The organism is Wolbachia endosymbiont of Tetranychus urticae (assembly GCF_046529255.1).
Classification (GTDB): Bacteria; Pseudomonadota; Alphaproteobacteria; order Rickettsiales; family Anaplasmataceae; genus Wolbachia.
Window position 1 is genome coordinate 199,902 of record NZ_CP114181.1, and the last position, 16,159, is coordinate 216,060.

General features: G+C 33.2%; 16 protein-coding genes, 1 tRNA gene and 4 pseudogenes. 8 read left to right on the forward strand and 13 right to left on the reverse strand.

From position 1 onward, the window contains the following. Nucleotides 1–9: 9 nt before the first annotated feature. Nucleotides 10–219: a zinc-finger domain-containing protein gene (locus O1Q06_RS01200; RefSeq protein WP_007302836.1), complete on the reverse strand. Its 210-nt coding sequence runs from the start codon at nt 217–219 to the stop codon at nt 10–12. Between the two features lie 71 nt (nt 220–290). Continuing rightward, nucleotides 291–797 (reverse strand): pantetheine-phosphate adenylyltransferase, encoded by a 507-nt coding sequence (gene coaD, locus O1Q06_RS01205; protein WP_410542795.1) that lies wholly within the window; start codon nt 795–797, stop codon nt 291–293. A gap of 74 nt (nt 798–871) precedes the next feature. Here coaD and O1Q06_RS01210 point away from each other — a divergent pair. Together O1Q06_RS01210 and O1Q06_RS01215 are read left to right on the forward strand one after the other, a co-directional pair. Continuing rightward, a tRNA-Phe gene (locus O1Q06_RS01210) sits at nt 872–944 on the forward strand. Between the two features lie 60 nt (nt 945–1,004). After that, entirely contained in the window at nt 1,005–1,943 is a 939-nt protein-coding gene (locus tag O1Q06_RS01215) for a gamma-glutamyl-gamma-aminobutyrate hydrolase family protein (protein WP_410542796.1), read from the forward strand. 231 nt (nt 1,944–2,174) lie between these two features. Here O1Q06_RS01215 and ubiH read toward each other — a convergent pair whose 3' ends face one another. Further along, the gene (gene ubiH / locus O1Q06_RS01220) at nt 2,175–3,332 is read right to left on the reverse strand and encodes a 2-octaprenyl-6-methoxyphenyl hydroxylase (RefSeq protein WP_410542797.1); all 1,158 of its coding nucleotides are present in this window, start codon (nt 3,330–3,332) and stop codon (nt 2,175–2,177) included. Between the two features lie 306 nt (nt 3,333–3,638). Further along, nucleotides 3,639–4,506: pseudogene (locus O1Q06_RS01225) on the reverse strand (IS982 family transposase). A 230-nt stretch (nt 4,507–4,736) separates the two neighbouring features. Between O1Q06_RS01225 and O1Q06_RS01230 the strand changes: the two are divergent. Then, complete coding sequence (locus tag O1Q06_RS01230; RefSeq protein WP_410542798.1) at nt 4,737–5,102, forward strand: hypothetical protein; 366 nt, start codon at nt 4,737–4,739, stop codon at nt 5,100–5,102. 223 nt (nt 5,103–5,325) lie between these two features. On the opposite strand, the gene O1Q06_RS01235 is transcribed toward O1Q06_RS01230, so the two are convergent. Next, the gene (locus tag O1Q06_RS01235; RefSeq protein WP_410542799.1) at nt 5,326–5,994 is read right to left on the reverse strand and encodes a septal ring lytic transglycosylase RlpA family protein; all 669 of its coding nucleotides are present in this window, start codon (nt 5,992–5,994) and stop codon (nt 5,326–5,328) included. A gap of 86 nt (nt 5,995–6,080) precedes the next feature. Here O1Q06_RS01235 and O1Q06_RS01240 point away from each other — a divergent pair, with 86 nt between their 5' ends. Beyond that, nucleotides 6,081–7,043 (forward strand): Mur ligase domain-containing protein, encoded by a 963-nt coding sequence (locus O1Q06_RS01240; RefSeq protein ID WP_410542800.1) that lies wholly within the window; start codon nt 6,081–6,083, stop codon nt 7,041–7,043. Between the two features lie 59 nt (nt 7,044–7,102). Beyond that, nucleotides 7,103–7,450: an IS630 transposase-related protein gene (locus O1Q06_RS01245; RefSeq protein WP_410542358.1), complete on the forward strand. Its 348-nt coding sequence runs from the start codon at nt 7,103–7,105 to the stop codon at nt 7,448–7,450. A gap of 64 nt (nt 7,451–7,514) precedes the next feature. On the opposite strand, the pseudogene O1Q06_RS01250 reads toward O1Q06_RS01245, so the two are convergent. From O1Q06_RS01250 to O1Q06_RS01260, 3 genes and pseudogenes are all read right to left on the reverse strand, one after another. Beyond that, nucleotides 7,515–8,516 (reverse strand): annotated as a pseudogene (locus tag O1Q06_RS01250) (IS630-like element ISWpi10 family transposase). 131 nt (nt 8,517–8,647) lie between these two features. Further along, nucleotides 8,648–8,995 (reverse strand): transposase, encoded by a 348-nt coding sequence (locus O1Q06_RS01255; protein ID WP_264336399.1) that lies wholly within the window; start codon nt 8,993–8,995, stop codon nt 8,648–8,650. 37 nt (nt 8,996–9,032) lie between these two features. Then, nucleotides 9,033–9,566: pseudogene (locus O1Q06_RS01260) on the reverse strand (MFS transporter); the annotation flags it as partial. A 16-nt stretch (nt 9,567–9,582) separates the two neighbouring features. Here O1Q06_RS01260 and O1Q06_RS01265 point away from each other — a divergent pair. Then, the gene (locus O1Q06_RS01265) at nt 9,583–10,140 is read left to right on the forward strand and encodes a GNAT family N-acetyltransferase (RefSeq protein ID WP_410542801.1); all 558 of its coding nucleotides are present in this window, start codon (nt 9,583–9,585) and stop codon (nt 10,138–10,140) included. Nucleotides 10,141–10,393: 253 nt separating this feature from the next. Continuing rightward, a complete protein-coding gene (locus O1Q06_RS01270) occupies nt 10,394–11,323 on the forward strand; it encodes an AEC family transporter (RefSeq protein ID WP_007302828.1) in 930 nt (309 codons plus the stop codon). A gap of 364 nt (nt 11,324–11,687) precedes the next feature. Here O1Q06_RS01270 and O1Q06_RS01275 read toward each other — a convergent pair whose 3' ends face one another. From O1Q06_RS01275 to prfA, 3 genes and pseudogenes are all read right to left on the reverse strand, one after another. Beyond that, nucleotides 11,688–12,065, reverse strand: coding sequence for a hypothetical protein (locus tag O1Q06_RS01275; protein WP_007302827.1), 378 nt, complete (start codon nt 12,063–12,065; stop codon nt 11,688–11,690). A gap of 22 nt (nt 12,066–12,087) precedes the next feature. After that, nucleotides 12,088–12,956, reverse strand: a pseudogene (locus O1Q06_RS01280) (IS982 family transposase). A 268-nt stretch (nt 12,957–13,224) separates the two neighbouring features. Continuing rightward, complete coding sequence (gene prfA / locus O1Q06_RS01285; protein WP_410542802.1) at nt 13,225–14,316, reverse strand: peptide chain release factor 1; 1,092 nt, start codon at nt 14,314–14,316, stop codon at nt 13,225–13,227. Between the two features lie 189 nt (nt 14,317–14,505). On the opposite strand from prfA, the gene O1Q06_RS01290 reads away from it, so the two are divergent. Next, nucleotides 14,506–15,511, forward strand: a protein-coding gene (locus O1Q06_RS01290) for an IS630 family transposase (RefSeq protein WP_410542803.1) whose coding sequence is annotated in 2 segments (ribosomal slippage) — nt 14,506–14,967 and nt 14,969–15,511 — 1,005 coding nt in all. Because the reading frame shifts where the segments join, the coding sequence is not laid out codon by codon here. Here the strand turns inward: O1Q06_RS01290 and O1Q06_RS01295 are convergent. Both O1Q06_RS01295 and O1Q06_RS01300 read right to left on the reverse strand, forming a co-directional pair. Continuing rightward, a complete protein-coding gene (locus tag O1Q06_RS01295) occupies nt 15,392–15,721 on the reverse strand; it encodes a hypothetical protein (protein WP_410542804.1) in 330 nt (109 codons plus the stop codon). The two genes, O1Q06_RS01290 and O1Q06_RS01295, sit on opposite strands and share 120 nt — an antisense overlap. A 56-nt stretch (nt 15,722–15,777) precedes the next feature. Further along, nucleotides 15,778–16,125 (reverse strand): transposase, encoded by a 348-nt coding sequence (locus tag O1Q06_RS01300; protein WP_264336399.1) that lies wholly within the window; start codon nt 16,123–16,125, stop codon nt 15,778–15,780. Nucleotides 16,126–16,159: the final 34 nt, after the last annotated feature.

The window sequence follows — 16,159 nt, forward strand, 5'->3', positions numbered from 1 at the left end:
GAAGTACTATTAACCTTTGGTTCTTTCCTTCTTGCTTATTACTTTCACCTCAACAGATTGAAATTCTTCGGCACTCACTATTTCATCCATTGACTTATTACAATAAGGACAATACATTTCTCCTTCTTTGTGTAAGTATACTATTGGATGACCAGAACCATCATCATTCTCATCACCACGGCAGCAAACTATTACATTATTATCCCTCACTTTTAACATGTCTCTCCTTTAGCTTACAATATTTTACACATCTAACATACTCGTTTGGAAATAAAAAAGACAACAAATACTTATTCTCCATTTTCTACCCTATTTAGATTAATCAATTCACTTTGGACACTTTTTGACACAAAGTTGCTCACATCTCCTCCTAATCTCGCTATTTCCTTTACAAAACTTGATGAGATAAATTGAGTATCCTCAGATGCAGGAAGAAATATAGTTTCGATTTCAGGAAAGAGCTTATAATTTACCCAACTCATTTGAAACTCGTAATCAAAATCCGATACTGCTCTCAGTCCTCTAATAATAACAGAAGCATTTTGCTCTTTGGCAAACTTCACTAGCAACCCATTAAAGGATATAATATCTGCATCAATTCCTGCTCCTTTCACTTCATTTTTAGCCATGCTTGTGCGCAGGCTTATGTCAAAATTAGTATATTTATTAACATTCTCTGCAACACCAATTATCAACTTATCGACTAGCTTACATGCTCTTTTTATTATGTCAAGGTGCCCAAAAGTTATGGGGTCAAATGTACCAGGATAAATTCCTATTTTGTTACTAATGTTCATTCTTTGTTTCTACACTTCAAAAACTTTTGATGGACATGATAACGTTTTTTATCTAAAAATGAAAGTACGTAGTTGGCCTGATAGCTCAGTTGGTAGAGCAAAGGACTGAAAATCCTTGTGTCGCTGGTTCGATTCCTGCTCAGGCCACATTCTTTTTCTTAATGTTCTATAATATATTATTATATTAATATAATTATCTAGGAAATAATGTATAAATGTTACAATAGAATATTTAATATACTATTAATTACATTTCTACTATTAAGTAATATCGCTTATAGTGAAAAAGTAAACAAAGAATTACCTGCTTTGACAGTGGAAAATGCAGTAAATTATAATATAATTGTTGGTTTATTGCAAACAGATGAATCTCAAAATCTCTATGAGATATTCAATAGTTTTGGGGTTAAAACTATATTCATTGACTACGACAAAATAATTAATCTAAAAGAAATCCAAGAAGAGTTCGCAAAACAAGATGAAATATTGGCAAAAAAGCTGATACTAGATCGAATAAAAGTTGAAGTTGCAAAATTTATCAAAGAGCAAAAGATAAACAGAATATTTATTTCAGATAACTTTCATTCAGCTCTTAACCCTTACCGCCAGCTTGTGAATGAAGCAATTGTAAAAATAGTAGATGACAATCCTACAATTCATTTGCTTGCCATATGCGGTGGTTTACAAGACATTATGCATGCAAAAGAAATTGAAATAACAAATGTTGTTAATGATGAGAAGAATCATTTAAAATCAGCATCCTATCCACAAAAAGAGAATATACCTCTTCAGCAGATAAAAATTGTTCCAGGTAGTAGTTTGGAAAAAGTGGTAGCTAGATTTTTACTACCTAATCAAAATGGCTGGTTTTCAACTTATTTTCCGAATGCTCATTCAGGTACAGTAAGTAATACTACAGAGAATAGAAGAAGGCTAGAGCTACTTGGATATAAAATTGCAGCGTTTGCCGATGACGGATTAATAGAAGCTATCGAAGATAAGCATAGTAATATTTACTTTCAAAGTCATCTAGAAGCCCTTGTTGTCAAATCAGATAAAAACTCTCGTTTGTCAAGCCAAAAGGTACGTCAGGTTTCAACACTAGTTGCTATAGCGATTATAAATGATTTTCTTCATCGCGGTTAATGCTAAAATAAGGAGAATCATTTAATGTAATGCCAGTACTCTTTCTTCTTGTCATTCCAGTGCGTGATGCTGGAATCCAGTTTTTCGTTTCATCAAATTTAGCATAACTCAAGTTTGCTTATAAATTTTTCTGGATGCCAGTGTCTGGGCACTGGCATGACATTATGGAATTTGAGCTCTAGTGTCAACTACTCTAATAACACCTGATTATGATGAAAGAAATCTAATGATTTATATAAACCCCATAGCATGTCGAACGAAGCTTTTTTTAAGAAAATCTGAATTTTCAACTACCATTAAACCAAGATTTCTCAGAACTTGAGCGCAAAGTATTCTGTTGGAAAATATTCTATTTAGTCCATCAGTTGCAAGTGCCATAGTAAAATTGTCAAAGTATCTGTCATATGAAATTTTCTTCAATAGATAATTACTGCCAACATCAATGCCAGAGGATTTTGCAGCGGTTATTTGTCTAATAACACTCTCTACATCTCTCATTCCAAGGTTAAGTCCTTGACCTGCAACCGGGTGGATTGAATGTGCTGCATCGCCAATCAGCAAAATCCTGCTTTTATGCAGCTTTCTTGCAAAAGAAAAACTCAAAGGATAGAATCTTCTTTCACCCTCTAATTCAATTTCTCCCAAATAAGAACCAAATCTTTTTTTGAGTTCTATGACAAATTCCTCTTCGGATAAGCTCATCAGCATTTTTGAAATTTCGCATTTTTCTGTCCAAACTATTGAAGAAGTATAGCCACCTTTCATTGGCAAAATTGCAAATGGACCACCAGGAAAAAACCGCTCTACAGCTAAGTTTTGGTGATATAATTCATGTTTTACATTAAATACCATGCTATTTTGTTTATAATCAAATTTTATCATTGGTATAGAAAACAACTCTGGCAACCTAGAGTTTTTACCTTCAGCACAGATAAATAGTGATGATATCAATTTTTGATCATTATCAAGAGTAACTTCCATGTATCCTTCGTCACAAGAGATTGTTTTATAGGAACGTGGAGAATATATATTGAGTTTATGCAAAAAATTGTTATTGATTGCATTCCATATAATAGCGCTCTTGATTACATAGCCCATTGGCTCTTCACCAACCATTTTATGGTCATAATGCACAGTAAATGGACTATCTCCATCTAATATGCATATATCAAGTATTGGTTCAGTTTCGCCTTCTAAGAGCCGCCAAATCCCTAATTTTTCTAGTATTTTTTTTGATCCTTGAGAAATGGCAAATGCTCGATTATCATCAACTGCACGTGGTAAACTATTTTTCTCAATTACGGCTACAGATACAGAGTCATTACTCAGGCCAATAGCAGTAATAAGACCAATTAGCCCACTACCTGAAATGATTACATCGTAATTCATTTTATTAACCTAAAATTATATTATACCCATTTTGAAAATAGTTTAAACGAACTTTGTAGACACTGAACTTCTCATTACTATCTTAGTTATAACCAAAATAGTAATAAAATATTAATTATTTTACACTAAATTAGGTCTAATTTTATTAAAGGAGCTAGATTATGACTACAGATTGCAAAAAAGAATTACTAAATTGCATTAGCAAGTACAGAGAAGAACTTGCAGAAAATAAAGCAGCAATTAGACAAACTTTAACTAGCGATAAAATTAATATAAGCGATTACTTTTATAAACGCTAATTCTGGATTAAGGAAGGAAGAAAGTATAGGAAATGGAAGGCTTTTTGGATTTCAAGGAATAGGAAATGAGAGTAGAAAAGATGTGAACCAAGAAATTAACGGGAGATCTATGGCGAGTATGTTCAATTTCAAGTCTATTTTTGAGGTAGCCAAAAATCGTCTCAATGATCGACCTTTTTCTCAGCAAAATCTTTTCATGTAGTGAAATTAATGCGTTTTTCATCCCCTTTTTCACCTTGGTAACAAGTTTCAAACCGCGGTTAAACAACTCTTGGAAAAGCTCTTTTTTAATATAGCCTTTATCACCAAACAAAAGACCGGTTAATTTCTTAGTTAGGTTTGCTACAGGCTCTCTATCGTCAACATTACCTCTTGTAAGCGTAAAAGCTTGAATTTCACCTTTCTCGTTAATTATCAAATGTAGTTTAAAGCCGAAAAACCAGCCATATGTACTCTTGCTTAATTTTGCAATTCCAGCAAAAACCTTATTTCTTGATATTCTTTTTGCATGGCAAACTGCAATAGGAGTTGTATCTATGTATGAGATTCCAGTAAGTTCTGACCATCCGCAAAGGCACTGTAATAGCATGGCTAAATGCCACAAAACCCTGGGCTTTAGAGCAACAAACCTAGTGTATGAAGGCAACTTCGAAAACTCTGTTTGTAGAGCAATGTTAGGTAATGCAGGTAGAAAGCCTTAAAATTTTCACAGGGAGATTGCTGATACAGGAGGATTATTGTGATAATTTCCGAATGTGTAATTTCTGGCACTCTTGTGGGTTTTTACCGTTTGGCAGTAGTTTATCTGCAAAATTTTTCTCTATATCTCTGCAAAAATCATCGACCAGACAAAACAGTTTTGTTATATCTTCCATGGGTAACCTCATCTATTTTTTTCTATTTGTTGAGTTTACCCTACTCTCCTGACTTTTCTATTCTCTTTTTAATCCAGAATTAGCGTTATAAGGGTGATAAAATCTGTAACAAAGAGCTGTTTAACATAGGAAGTGAGTGTCAAGATACAAAATATGGTAGTCGACAAGAATATACGTATGATGAGTGGAAGGAAAAAATTGAAAAACCTCATGCTAAAGATTTGCTAAAGATGTTACAAAATGAAATCAAAGGTAAAATATTAAAAAGTTTTGAAGATTATGAAAAATATCATAAAAATTCTACTGAAGCTATAAAAAGAGAATTAGACATAGATTCAAAATTAAAGGCAATACTCAAAGAAAAGCAACAACCAGAAACTGATGAAACTCGAGCATATTATGACGTTATACGAGGTTTATATGAAAATGGAGACATGCGCTCTCAACTAAAGTGCAATGATCTTGATTGTTTTAATAGAACAATAGAAGATAATCTATCTCAAAAACAATCCGAGCTAGCTGCTATAAAGGATGACTTTTTGGATAATACACAAAATATTTTTCAACATATTCAAGTTGAAGATAGTATTTTTTAGAGAAATAAGATTATGCTATTTTTTTAATGAAATTTCTTAAGTGGTAGATTATTTTTTACAGCTACAGCTGAGGTAGCTGTCACTACCTGAAATGTAACAAATAAAATACCAATCTTAAATATTGCTATATTTCACGATAGTTTCTCAATTTGACGCGCATGCTTTGGAACATTCTCATTTGTCAAATAGTTTCTGTCATGCTACACAATCTGTAATGCAGGTTTTAACTTACTTTTACGCAATATTGATCATTCTTGAAAAGCAATCTAACATTTTCTATTCCTTGATTACGAAGCTTTGATGCAGCTGATTTAGCTACCTGAGCGTTTACAAAAAATGCCACATATCCCTTACTTTCTGCATTGTTTTGTTTTGGGTGACGTTTCTGCATTTCTTTTTCATATTGCCTTTTGTAATGAGGAGTATTTTGTATCAATTGTTCTGACCTCTTTCTTAAGTACTCGACTTTTACCTTCGCAAGCCCAGACTTATGAAGTCCTAAAACTTGTGCTGCTTTTTCTGACAAGTCTATTATTCTACCTTCAACAAATGGCCCTCTATCATTAACTCTTATAACAAGCTTTCTTCCATTTTCTAAATTAGTAACACGAACAAAGCAGGGTAGGGGCAAGGTCTTATGTGCTGCAGAAATCAAGTGACGATTAAACACTTCACCATTAGCTGTAATTGTGCCATGATCTTCTATTCCATACCACGATGCTATTCCTACTTCCTCATAACAGCTACAGTATTTTGGGTGGTAGGTGATACCATTTATTGTATAGCTATTGCCAATTTTATAATGACCTGCGGTGTGATTACGCCTATTGCTAAAACTACAACTACTCATCAAAACGAATATTAGACATAGAAAGGCTAGTTTTTTTATCATTGTACTTAGTGAAATGGTTCGATACCATGAGGATTTTAAATTATACTATAATAAATTTAGTAATAAGTAAACGTCTACTGCCAAATATGCACAGCACTAAAAAAGAAGTAATACATATAATCGGTATAGGTGGAATTGGAATGAGCGCAATTGCTGAAATTCTTCATAATTCCAGTTATAAAGTTCAAGGCAGTGATACGCGATCAAACGACAATATAGATAGGTTACAAAAATTAGGTATAGAGGTCTATATTGGTCACGATGCAAGTAGTATTAGACAAGCTCAAATAGTTGTACATTCTTCCGCAATAAAACCTGATAATGTGGAGCTAGTTGCAGCAAGAAATAACAATAAAACCGTTTTGCATAGGTCAGACATGCTGGTTAAAATTATGAAAGGTAAATATGTGATAGCAGTTTCAGGTTCAAGTGGCAAGACGACGACGACAGCTATGATTGCTTCCATTTTTGATCATTCTGGTGCTGACGCCACTGTAATTGTTGGAGGAATATTAAATTCCTATCAGAGTAATGCAAAACTTGGCAAAAGTGACATTTTCTTAATTGAGGCTGATGAATCTGATGGAACTATGTTAAAAATTCCTGCAGATATTGCTGTTGTAACAAGTATTAATGACGACCATATAGACCATTACGGTACATTTAACGAAATCAAAAATGCATTTTCTCGATTTGTAAACAACGCGGATTTTGCGGTTTTACCTGATTCTGTAAGCGTCAATTATGATGAGAATAATTCTATAACGTTTGGGTTTGGGAATGATAAGATTAGAGCCAGCAACGTCAAACAACACAATAATAGCATAGAATTTGATGTATTGATTAGTATAAACGAAAATAACTGGATTCCATTGTCAACTACTCAAATAGTTGATAGGGATGGGATAAAAGCAGCTCTTGATTCGTCACTTCAATGCTTGAAACGGGACTCTCGTTTCAATGTTGAACAAAATACTATAGAACTCAAGAAGACAATCCCTAGAAAATCTCTACATCCCAAAAAAGTAAATCGTACTAATGCTATTTGAACGAACTATAGTATTTCCTAAAGTAAATGATAAAGGTATAATAAAGTATTTGAGTTATAATGGCATATAGTGTGGATTTAAGGGAAAAGGCAGTATTGATGATAGAAAAAGGGAAGACAAAGGTTGAGATAGCAGAGCTCATGGAGATAGGAATAGCAACGCTGTACCGCTGGTTAAAAAAGAAAGCTGCTGGTGAAAGCCTAAAGCCATCTAAAAACGGTAGCTTTATTCGAAAAATAGACCCAAAAATACTCGAAGAATATGTTACAAAGAATCCAGATCATACTCTGGCAGAGATGAAACAAAATCTTGGATTTGGAATAAATTCAATTTGGTATAGACTAAAACAGGTAAAAATTACTTTAAAAAAAAGTCACACTATATCAAGAGCGCAATCAAGAAGATAGGCAGCAATTTATTGATAAAATCTCAGAAATAGACCATTCCAGCATCTTATACCAAATTCCATTACTAATCGAACAAATAAGAAACATTACAAACTCGTTTAATAGTAGCACTGGAAATACTGACAATAAAATTACACAGAACATCTTCAAGTAAGCCTATGGTATCGTAGACTCTGTTGCGTAAAGTATTGTGTTTGATATATTGCCACAACCTCTCAACAGGATTCAGTTCTGGTGAATAAGGAGGCGAGTATATAATGGTAATGTTTTTCTGAATTTTCAAACTTTTTGATCTATGCCAGCCTGCACAATCCATTACAAGAAAGGCTTTTTTCGTGCCTAAATCTTTCGACATCTGCTCCAGAAATATATTCATACAATCAGTGTTTACATATGGAGCAAGTAGGCTAATTTTCTTACCACTTCTTGGATTTACCGCACTGTAGATATAGAAATTTTGTCTACCAATTTTCATTTAACCTGCGTTCTGACCCCTTTTTTAAACCATCCGTGTCCGATTTTTGAATGAGTTCCAAATCGTGATTCATCAAAAAAATACCTCCTTTTCAGGGTGGGAATTGACTATTTTATTGAAGTATTTTTTAAACTCTTCTTGCTTGTTTTTATCTTGTTTATGGTGAATTGGCCTCGGTGTTATATAAGAAAACTTCATCCTTTGTATCTCACGATGCACTGTTGATTTGCTAATGTTTAGGCCAAATTCCTCTGAGATTTTTATTTGCACTTCCTTAATAGTAATATTTGGATTTCTTTCTACCCATATTTCAATTTGCTCACGTTGATTTTTGTTTAATTTGCTTTTTCTTCGCCGCTGAGAAGGGGAAAATAATTTTTCTACTCTACCAAATTTTAGATGCTTTATCCATTCAGTCAAAGCAGTCCTTGAAATTTTACATATTCTTGCCACAGCGCTTATACTACTTTCTTTTCCTGCTATCACCGCTTGTAACTTTTTTGAAACATATGCGTTATTTCTGACCTTTTTTAACATTTCTTTCGCCAAATTTACAACTTTTTCGTCTAACAGTTTTGACCTTAATGCCATTTATACCTCTCTATTTTATCTACTCTAGTATCACTTCTTTCCCATTATTGTCTATCTGTTCTTTACATAGTGGGAATTGGTATAAGATGCTGGAATGGTCTATTTTTGAGATTTTATCAATAAATTGCTGCCTATCTTCTTGATTGCGCTCTTGATATAGTGTGACTTTTTTTTAAAGTAATTTTTAGCTGTTTTAGTCTATACCAAATTGAATTTATTCCAAATCCAAGATTTTGTTTCATCTCTGCCAGAGTATGATCTGGATTCTTTGTAACATATTCTTCGAGTATTTTTGGGTCTATTTTTCGAATAAAGCTACCGTTTTTAGATGGCTTTAGGCTTTCACCAGCAGCTTTCTTTTTTAACCAGCGGTACAGCGTTGCTATTCCTATCTCCATGAGCTCTGCTATCTCAACCTTTGTCTTCCCTTTTTCTATCATCAATACTGCCTTTTCCCTTAAATCCACACTATATGCCATTATAACTCAAATACTTTATTATACCTTTATCATTTACTTTAGGAAATACTATAGTGAGAAAGACCCAAGAGATGAAACAAAGTATTGCAACACTTGCATAGTTGCCACGCCACCCAACAATTTTGTTGATGAAACTGCCTAATACTGGTGCAATTGCTATGAGAACTGTGATAATAGAATTCATGATTCCAATAAATTTTACTGCTTCGTTGCCTTTATAGCTGTCTGCAATAATTGCAAACACAACTACAGATGTGCTAACACCAATGCCTTGAATAAAGCGAGAGATTAAAAGCCAAGAAACTGACAGCGCAAAAACACAGCCAACAGCACCGATGAGTAGCAAAGTGTTGCCTATGATCATCATCCTTCTTCTGCCATAGCATTTAGACAATGGACCAAAAAATAACCCTCCTATGCAAACGCCTAAAAAATTATAAGCAATAGTTAATTGAATTGTGCCTTCCGGTACGTTAAAATAGCGTACTATATCAGGAAAACTAGGTACAGAAATATCAATTTCAATGAACTTAGCAATTAGAGATAGAATTAATAAAAACGGTAGTAACACTTAAAATCTTTAATTAATGAATAAAAATATCACATTTAAAGCGTTGAAAGAAGAACATTTTTCACTATTATTAAAATGGGTAGAAATGCCCCATATAAAGAAGTGGTGGGATACGGATATAAATTGGACACCAGAGTTAATTGAGAAAAAATATAGCAACTACGTTAAAGGATTCAAACGTTTGAAATTTAAGACACAAATTATTGAAAAACCAATGCACGCATTCATTATTAATTGTGATGGAGTTGATATTGGTTATATTCAATATTACAACAAACATGATTTCCCACCTAAACAGATCTATAACACTTTAGAACTTCCAGAAAGTTGTGCTGCTATAGACTGGTATATCGGAGAGCTGAATTATGTAGGTAAAGGAGTTGGTTCACAAGCTTTGAATATATTTTTAAACAAATTTGTCTTTAAAGTTTATGAGAATGCCTTTGTCGACCCAGGTATAGCAAATGTTTGTGCAATCCGTGTTTACGAAAAAGTTGTCTTTAAAAAAATTATGGAAAGTAATAGTGCGATTTTAATGATTAAGGCAAGAATTCCTGAGAACCATTCAAGATGAGTGTTTTTTCAACAATCTACCTAAATTACTAAAAGTGGCTTATAAAAATATACAAGGAGCTTTATACAAACTTAACATAATTTAATCATAAAAATATCGTTATTAAGTCCTATATAAGAACAAATTTTGGCACTCAGTGAATCTTTTTTAACTAACTATGAACTTGATTAATTGGAAAATAAATTTTACTTGCTTTTACAATACCTTAAAATCTAATATCACTTTATCAGCAAAGATATCACAATAGGCTAGTATGTTCTTCACTCTTTTCCTCAAAATATTACCTATTTACATTACAATACTTATTGGTTACTTAGCAGGAAGATATCTTAAAATTGATAGAAATACTATATCTCAAATACTCTTTTATATAGCTAATCCAATAGTGATTTTATACGGAGTATCTCATACAGAAGTTAATTTAAAAGTAATTTCTCTGCCGATTTTGATATGGTTTATAGGTAGTACTATGTCCTTATCAGTGTATTATCTTTCTTCTTTTTTATTTAAGGACAACACGAGAAACATATTAGCGTTTAGCTCGGGCAGCACAAGCATGGGTTATTTTGGTCTACCGATTGCCATGGCTTTATTTGATGAAGATTCAGTGTCTGTGTATGTTGTCTGTTACATAGGAATGGCACTATTTGAAAATAGCTTGGGATTTTATATAGCTGCAAATGGTATCTATACTGCAAAAGAATGCATATTAAAGTTACTCAAACTTCCTTCATTATATGCGATGATTCTAGGCTTCTTTTTAAGTATATATGATATACAAATACCCACTTTTTTGACAGATGTTATGATAAATATCAGAAGTACATTTATCACATTAGGAATGGTGCTGCTTGGAATAAGTATTGCACAAATTACAAATTTTAAAGTAGATTGGAAGCTTGCTTTGACCACTATTGTAGCAAAGTACATATTCTGGCCGTTATTTGTTTTGGGAATTGTCTTACTAGACAAGCATGTTACAGGTATATATGATGAAAGCATCTATAAAGCACTGATGTTACTGGCTATTATTCCAATTTCTGGATCCAGTATAATACTTGCTAATATTTTAAATTACCAACCAGATAAAGCTACTTTATTGCTCCTAATTAGTACTGCAGTGGGACTATTTTATGTTCCACTTATAATATCATTATTTTTTACTAAACTTGTCCCTTTTTAATCAAAAATTTAAGCGCTAGGCCTATTCACAAAACTTGAATTTAGACTAGACTTCTTGGATAATCATAAAAGAAACTAATCCTTTTTTTCCTCTCCTTTCTTATTTTTTTACACAGAATAGGAAGTTATCAATTGATGGAATTTTCGCAATAATGTCAATAGCAGTAAGATTTCCTACACCTTTTAGCAGGTCTATAGTTGAATTTGGATGTTCTATGAGCAGCAACAAATAAATGTAACTTACCTTTTTCTATATGATGCTATTAACCGAATAGGTATTCGTTTGACATTTCCATATCTTTGTTATCATTAGTAATACTAAAGGGAAAACTAAACTTAATAAGATTTGGAAGCATATTGTTGTTCTATGATTCACGTAATGCTGCTATGCCTTCGTTGCAGACGTTGTCATAAAGTAAATTAAATTCTTTAATATTTGAAAAACTACTACCCCTTAGCGCACTCATTAATATTATTCCACTTTCAACATCAATATCATTAGAAATTAAATCAAGTTTAATAAGATTTGGAAAGTTACCATTCTTTAACAATTTAGTGATTGCTATTGAGCCTTCTGCGCCAATAATGCTAGAAGTTAATTTACACTCAGTAATATTTGGAAGATTAATATTCTCTAATGCTTCATTTAAAACTTCTCCGCACTGAGCATCAATATAACAATTAGATAAAGTCAAGCTTGTAATATTTTGCTTTTTCTGTAAAAAGTTTACTAGCTTTTCCATATATACAAACGCTAATTCTGGATTAAGGAAGGAAGAAAGTATAGGAAATGGAAGGCTTTTTGGATTTCAAGGAATAGGAAATGAGAGTAGAAAAGATGTGAACCAAGAAATTAACGGGAGATCTATGGCGAGTATGTTCAATTTCAAGTCTATTTTTGAGGTAGCCAAAAATCGTCTCAATGATCGACCTTTTTCTCAGCAAAATCTTTTCATGTAGTGAAATTAATGCGTTTTTCATCCCCTTTTTCACCTTGGTAACAAGTTTCAAACCGCGGTTAAACAACTCTTGGAAAAGCTCTTTTTTAATATAGCCTTTATCACCAAACAAAAGACCGGTTAATTTCTTAGTTAGGTTTGCTACAGGCTCTCTATCGTCAACATTACCTCTTGTAAGCGTAAAAGCTTGAATTTCACCTTTCTCGTTAATTATCAAATGTAGTTTAAAGCCGAAAAACCAGCCATATGTACTCTTGCTTAATTTTGCAATTCCAGCAAAAACCTTATTTCTTGATATTCTTTTTGCATGGCAAACTGCAATAGGAGTTGTATCTATGTATGAGATTCCAGTAAGTTCTGACCATCCGCAAAGGCACTGTAATAGCATGGCTAAATGCCACAAAACCCTGGGCTTTAGAGCAACAAACCTAGTGTATGAAGGCAACTTCGAAAACTCTGTTTGTAGAGCAATGTTAGGTAATGCAGGTAGAAAGCCTTAAAATTTTCACAGGGAGATTGCTGATACAGGAGGATTATTGTGATAATTTCCGAATGTGTAATTTCTGGCACTCTTGTGGGTTTTTTACCGTTTGGCAGTAGTTTATCTGCAAAATTTTTCTCTATATCTCTGCAAAAATCATCGACCAGACAAAACAGTTTTGTTATATCTTCCATGGGTAACCTCATCTATTTTTTTTCTATTTGTTGAGTTTACCCTACTCTCCTGACTTTTCTATTCTCTTTTTAATCCAGAATTAGCGTTACATATAGATTATTTAACTCTAAGGTGTTACTATTAACATATTGATTAGAGTCAACTTCCATGGTTTCTGTAAGTTATAGAGCTACTAATTATAGCATAAATTTAAATAATTGTCAACCTTATGAACAACTAACTTTACTTCTTTTTAACCTGATACCTATGCTTTGTTTCAAATTTCCATCAAAAAGTAACATTACCCCCTCCAGTCAACCTTTCTGCTTCATTTCGTGAAATCAATGCCTCAATAAATTCATCTAGTTCACCTTCTTTTATAATCTGTTCTAGTCGATGTGAAGTGAGATTAATTCTATGATCTGTTATTCTTGATTGTGGAAAGTTATAAGTTCTTATACGTTCAGAGCGATCTCCAGAACCAATTTGGCTTTTCCTCATTGTTGACCTTTCCATTTCTTTTTTTTGTCTTTCAATTTCGTATAGCCTTGCTCTCAAGACTTTGAGGGCTTTAGCCTTATTTTTGTGCTGCGATTTTTCATCTTGCTGTATTACAACTATCCCTGTTGGCAAGTGGGTGACCCTTACTGCGCTGTCAGTTGTATTCACTGATTGCCCTCCAGGACCACTGGATCTATAAACATCTATGCGTAAATCTTTTTCTTCTATTTTAAAGTCAACCTCTTCTACTTCAGGTAATATTGCAACAGTAGCTGCGGAAGTGTGCAATCTTCCTGAGGATTCAGTTTCTGGCACTCTTTGTACTCTGTGCACCCCTGACTCAAATTTCAGTCTTGCAAAAACTTCTGTTCCATTAATGAGTGCAGAAGCTTCCTTATAGCCACCTATACCTGTATTAGAAATACTTATTGGCTCAAACTTCCAATTTCTTCTTTCTGCATATTTTTGATACATACGAAATAACATCGCTGCAAATAATGCTGCTTCTTCTCCGCCTGTGCCTGCTCTAATTTCTAATATTGCATTTCTTGAGTCATCTTCATCTTTGGGTAATAATGCCAACTTTAGTTTTGCTTTTACTTTCGGTAATAGTATCTTTTGCTTCTCAAGAAGTTCTTCTTTTGCTAACTCTTTTATATCACCATCGCTGTTCTCATCTTTCATGATTTCTTCTAAATCTGAAATTTCCTCTTTTAATATATTATATTCATCGATTATCTCGATAATTGGTCTGAGTTCAGAGTATTCCTTTGAAAAACTAACGAATTCTTTTTGACTCAAATTTGTAGGGTTTTCCAGATTTCTCTCTACATCAGAAAACTTTTTTTTTAAGTCTTGTAAATTATTCTCTATATCCATACAGTACAGGTCTAGTTTTCAGCTGTTTAAGTAAGTAATATATACTGAAATAAAAAATTTCTTATATCAAGCAATAACACTATAATTGTCTCGAATATTTCTACCCAATACCAATTCCCGCTATACAAGCAACGAATAGAAAATAATGGAAAAAAGCCATACTGAAGTAAGTAAAATAGCGAGGTTTAGATGGCATTAAGATCAAAATTATTGGATGAAAAAGTGGTGAAATCAGCAAAAGAGATGCTGAAGAGAGTAAGAAATAATGCGTATGTTGCAAAAAAACTAAATGCTGTAATTGCAGCAAAAAAGCACAGTATAACAGCTGTAGCAAAAATATGTTGCATTTCGAGAAAGGCAATTACTACATGGATAAAGCACATAAAATTTGGAAGAGAAGAAAAATTATTTGCTCCACCTCAACGCCGTAGAAAAACTATATTGAACCAAAGTCAACTTGAACGAATTGAGTTGTGGATAGAGGAAAACCCCAATATTACTATTAGAGAAATGAGAATAAGAATCCAAGAAAGATTTGGTTTGAATATCAGCAAATCCGCAATACATCGTAATATGCAAAGAATGAAATTCTCATATATCACACCAAGACCAGTTCATAGTGGACAAGATAAAAACAAGCAAGAGGAGTTTAAAAAAAAACCTCAATGAAACTATTGTCATGCATTCTGAAAAAGAGCTATTTTTCTTCGATGAATCACGGTTTGGTACACATTCGAAAGTTGGACATGGGTGGTTTAAAAAAGGCAGTAGGACACAGGTTAAGGTAAAATTAGGTAGGGAAAATTTTTATCTCTATAGTACAGTTAATCCCAGAAATGGAGAGAATTTTAGCTTATTTGCACCAAACGTCAACACTGATTGTATAAATATATTCCTTGAACAGATGTCGCAATATTTAGGAATACGAAAGGCTTTTCTCGTGATGGATTGCGCTAGTTGGCATAAGTCAAAAAATTTAAAGGCACCTAAAAATATCGAAATTATATACCTACCACCATACTCACCTGAACTCAATCCTGTTGAGAGGTTTTGGTTATATATAAAACAGAACATTTTACGCAATAAAATCTACGATACAATTGTTCTGCTTGAATGCGCTTTGTGTAAATTTATTACCTCTTTTTCCCCTTCCACGGTTAAACAACTCTGCTATGCTTCTTATTTGGTTCATTAATAATGAGAATTGGTATAACATCTTCTCCAACCATATATTGAATACCTCTTTGTCACACCCACCTTTGAAAGTCATTGGTGCAATAAATCTCATTCCAATCCACCCGGCTACTATGCTGATTCTCTCTCGCTGGAATATCTGCATAAATTTTCTTTCCTCTTGGAGCACGTCCATATTCTCGGTATAACTTATTATCAACTCCTGCTTCATCTATATATAAGATGCTGGAATGGTCTATTTTTGAGATTTTATCAATAAATTGCTGCCTATCTTCTTGATTGCGCTCTTGATATAGTGTGACTTTTTTTTAAAGTAATTTTTAGCTGTTTTAGTCTATACCAAATTGAATTTATTCCAAATCCAAGATTTTGTTTCATCTCTGCCAGAGTATGATCTGGATTCTTTGTAACATATTCTTCGAGTATTTTTGGGTCTATTTTTCGAATAAAGCTACCGTTTTTAGATGGCTTTAGGCTTTCACCAGCAGCTTTCTTTTTTAACCAGCGGTACAGCGTTGCTATTCCTATCTCCATGAGCTCTGCTATCTCAACCTTTGTCTTCCCTTTTTCTATCATCAATACTGCCTTTTCCCTTAAATCCACACTATATGCCATTATAACTCAAATACTTTATTATACCTTTATCATT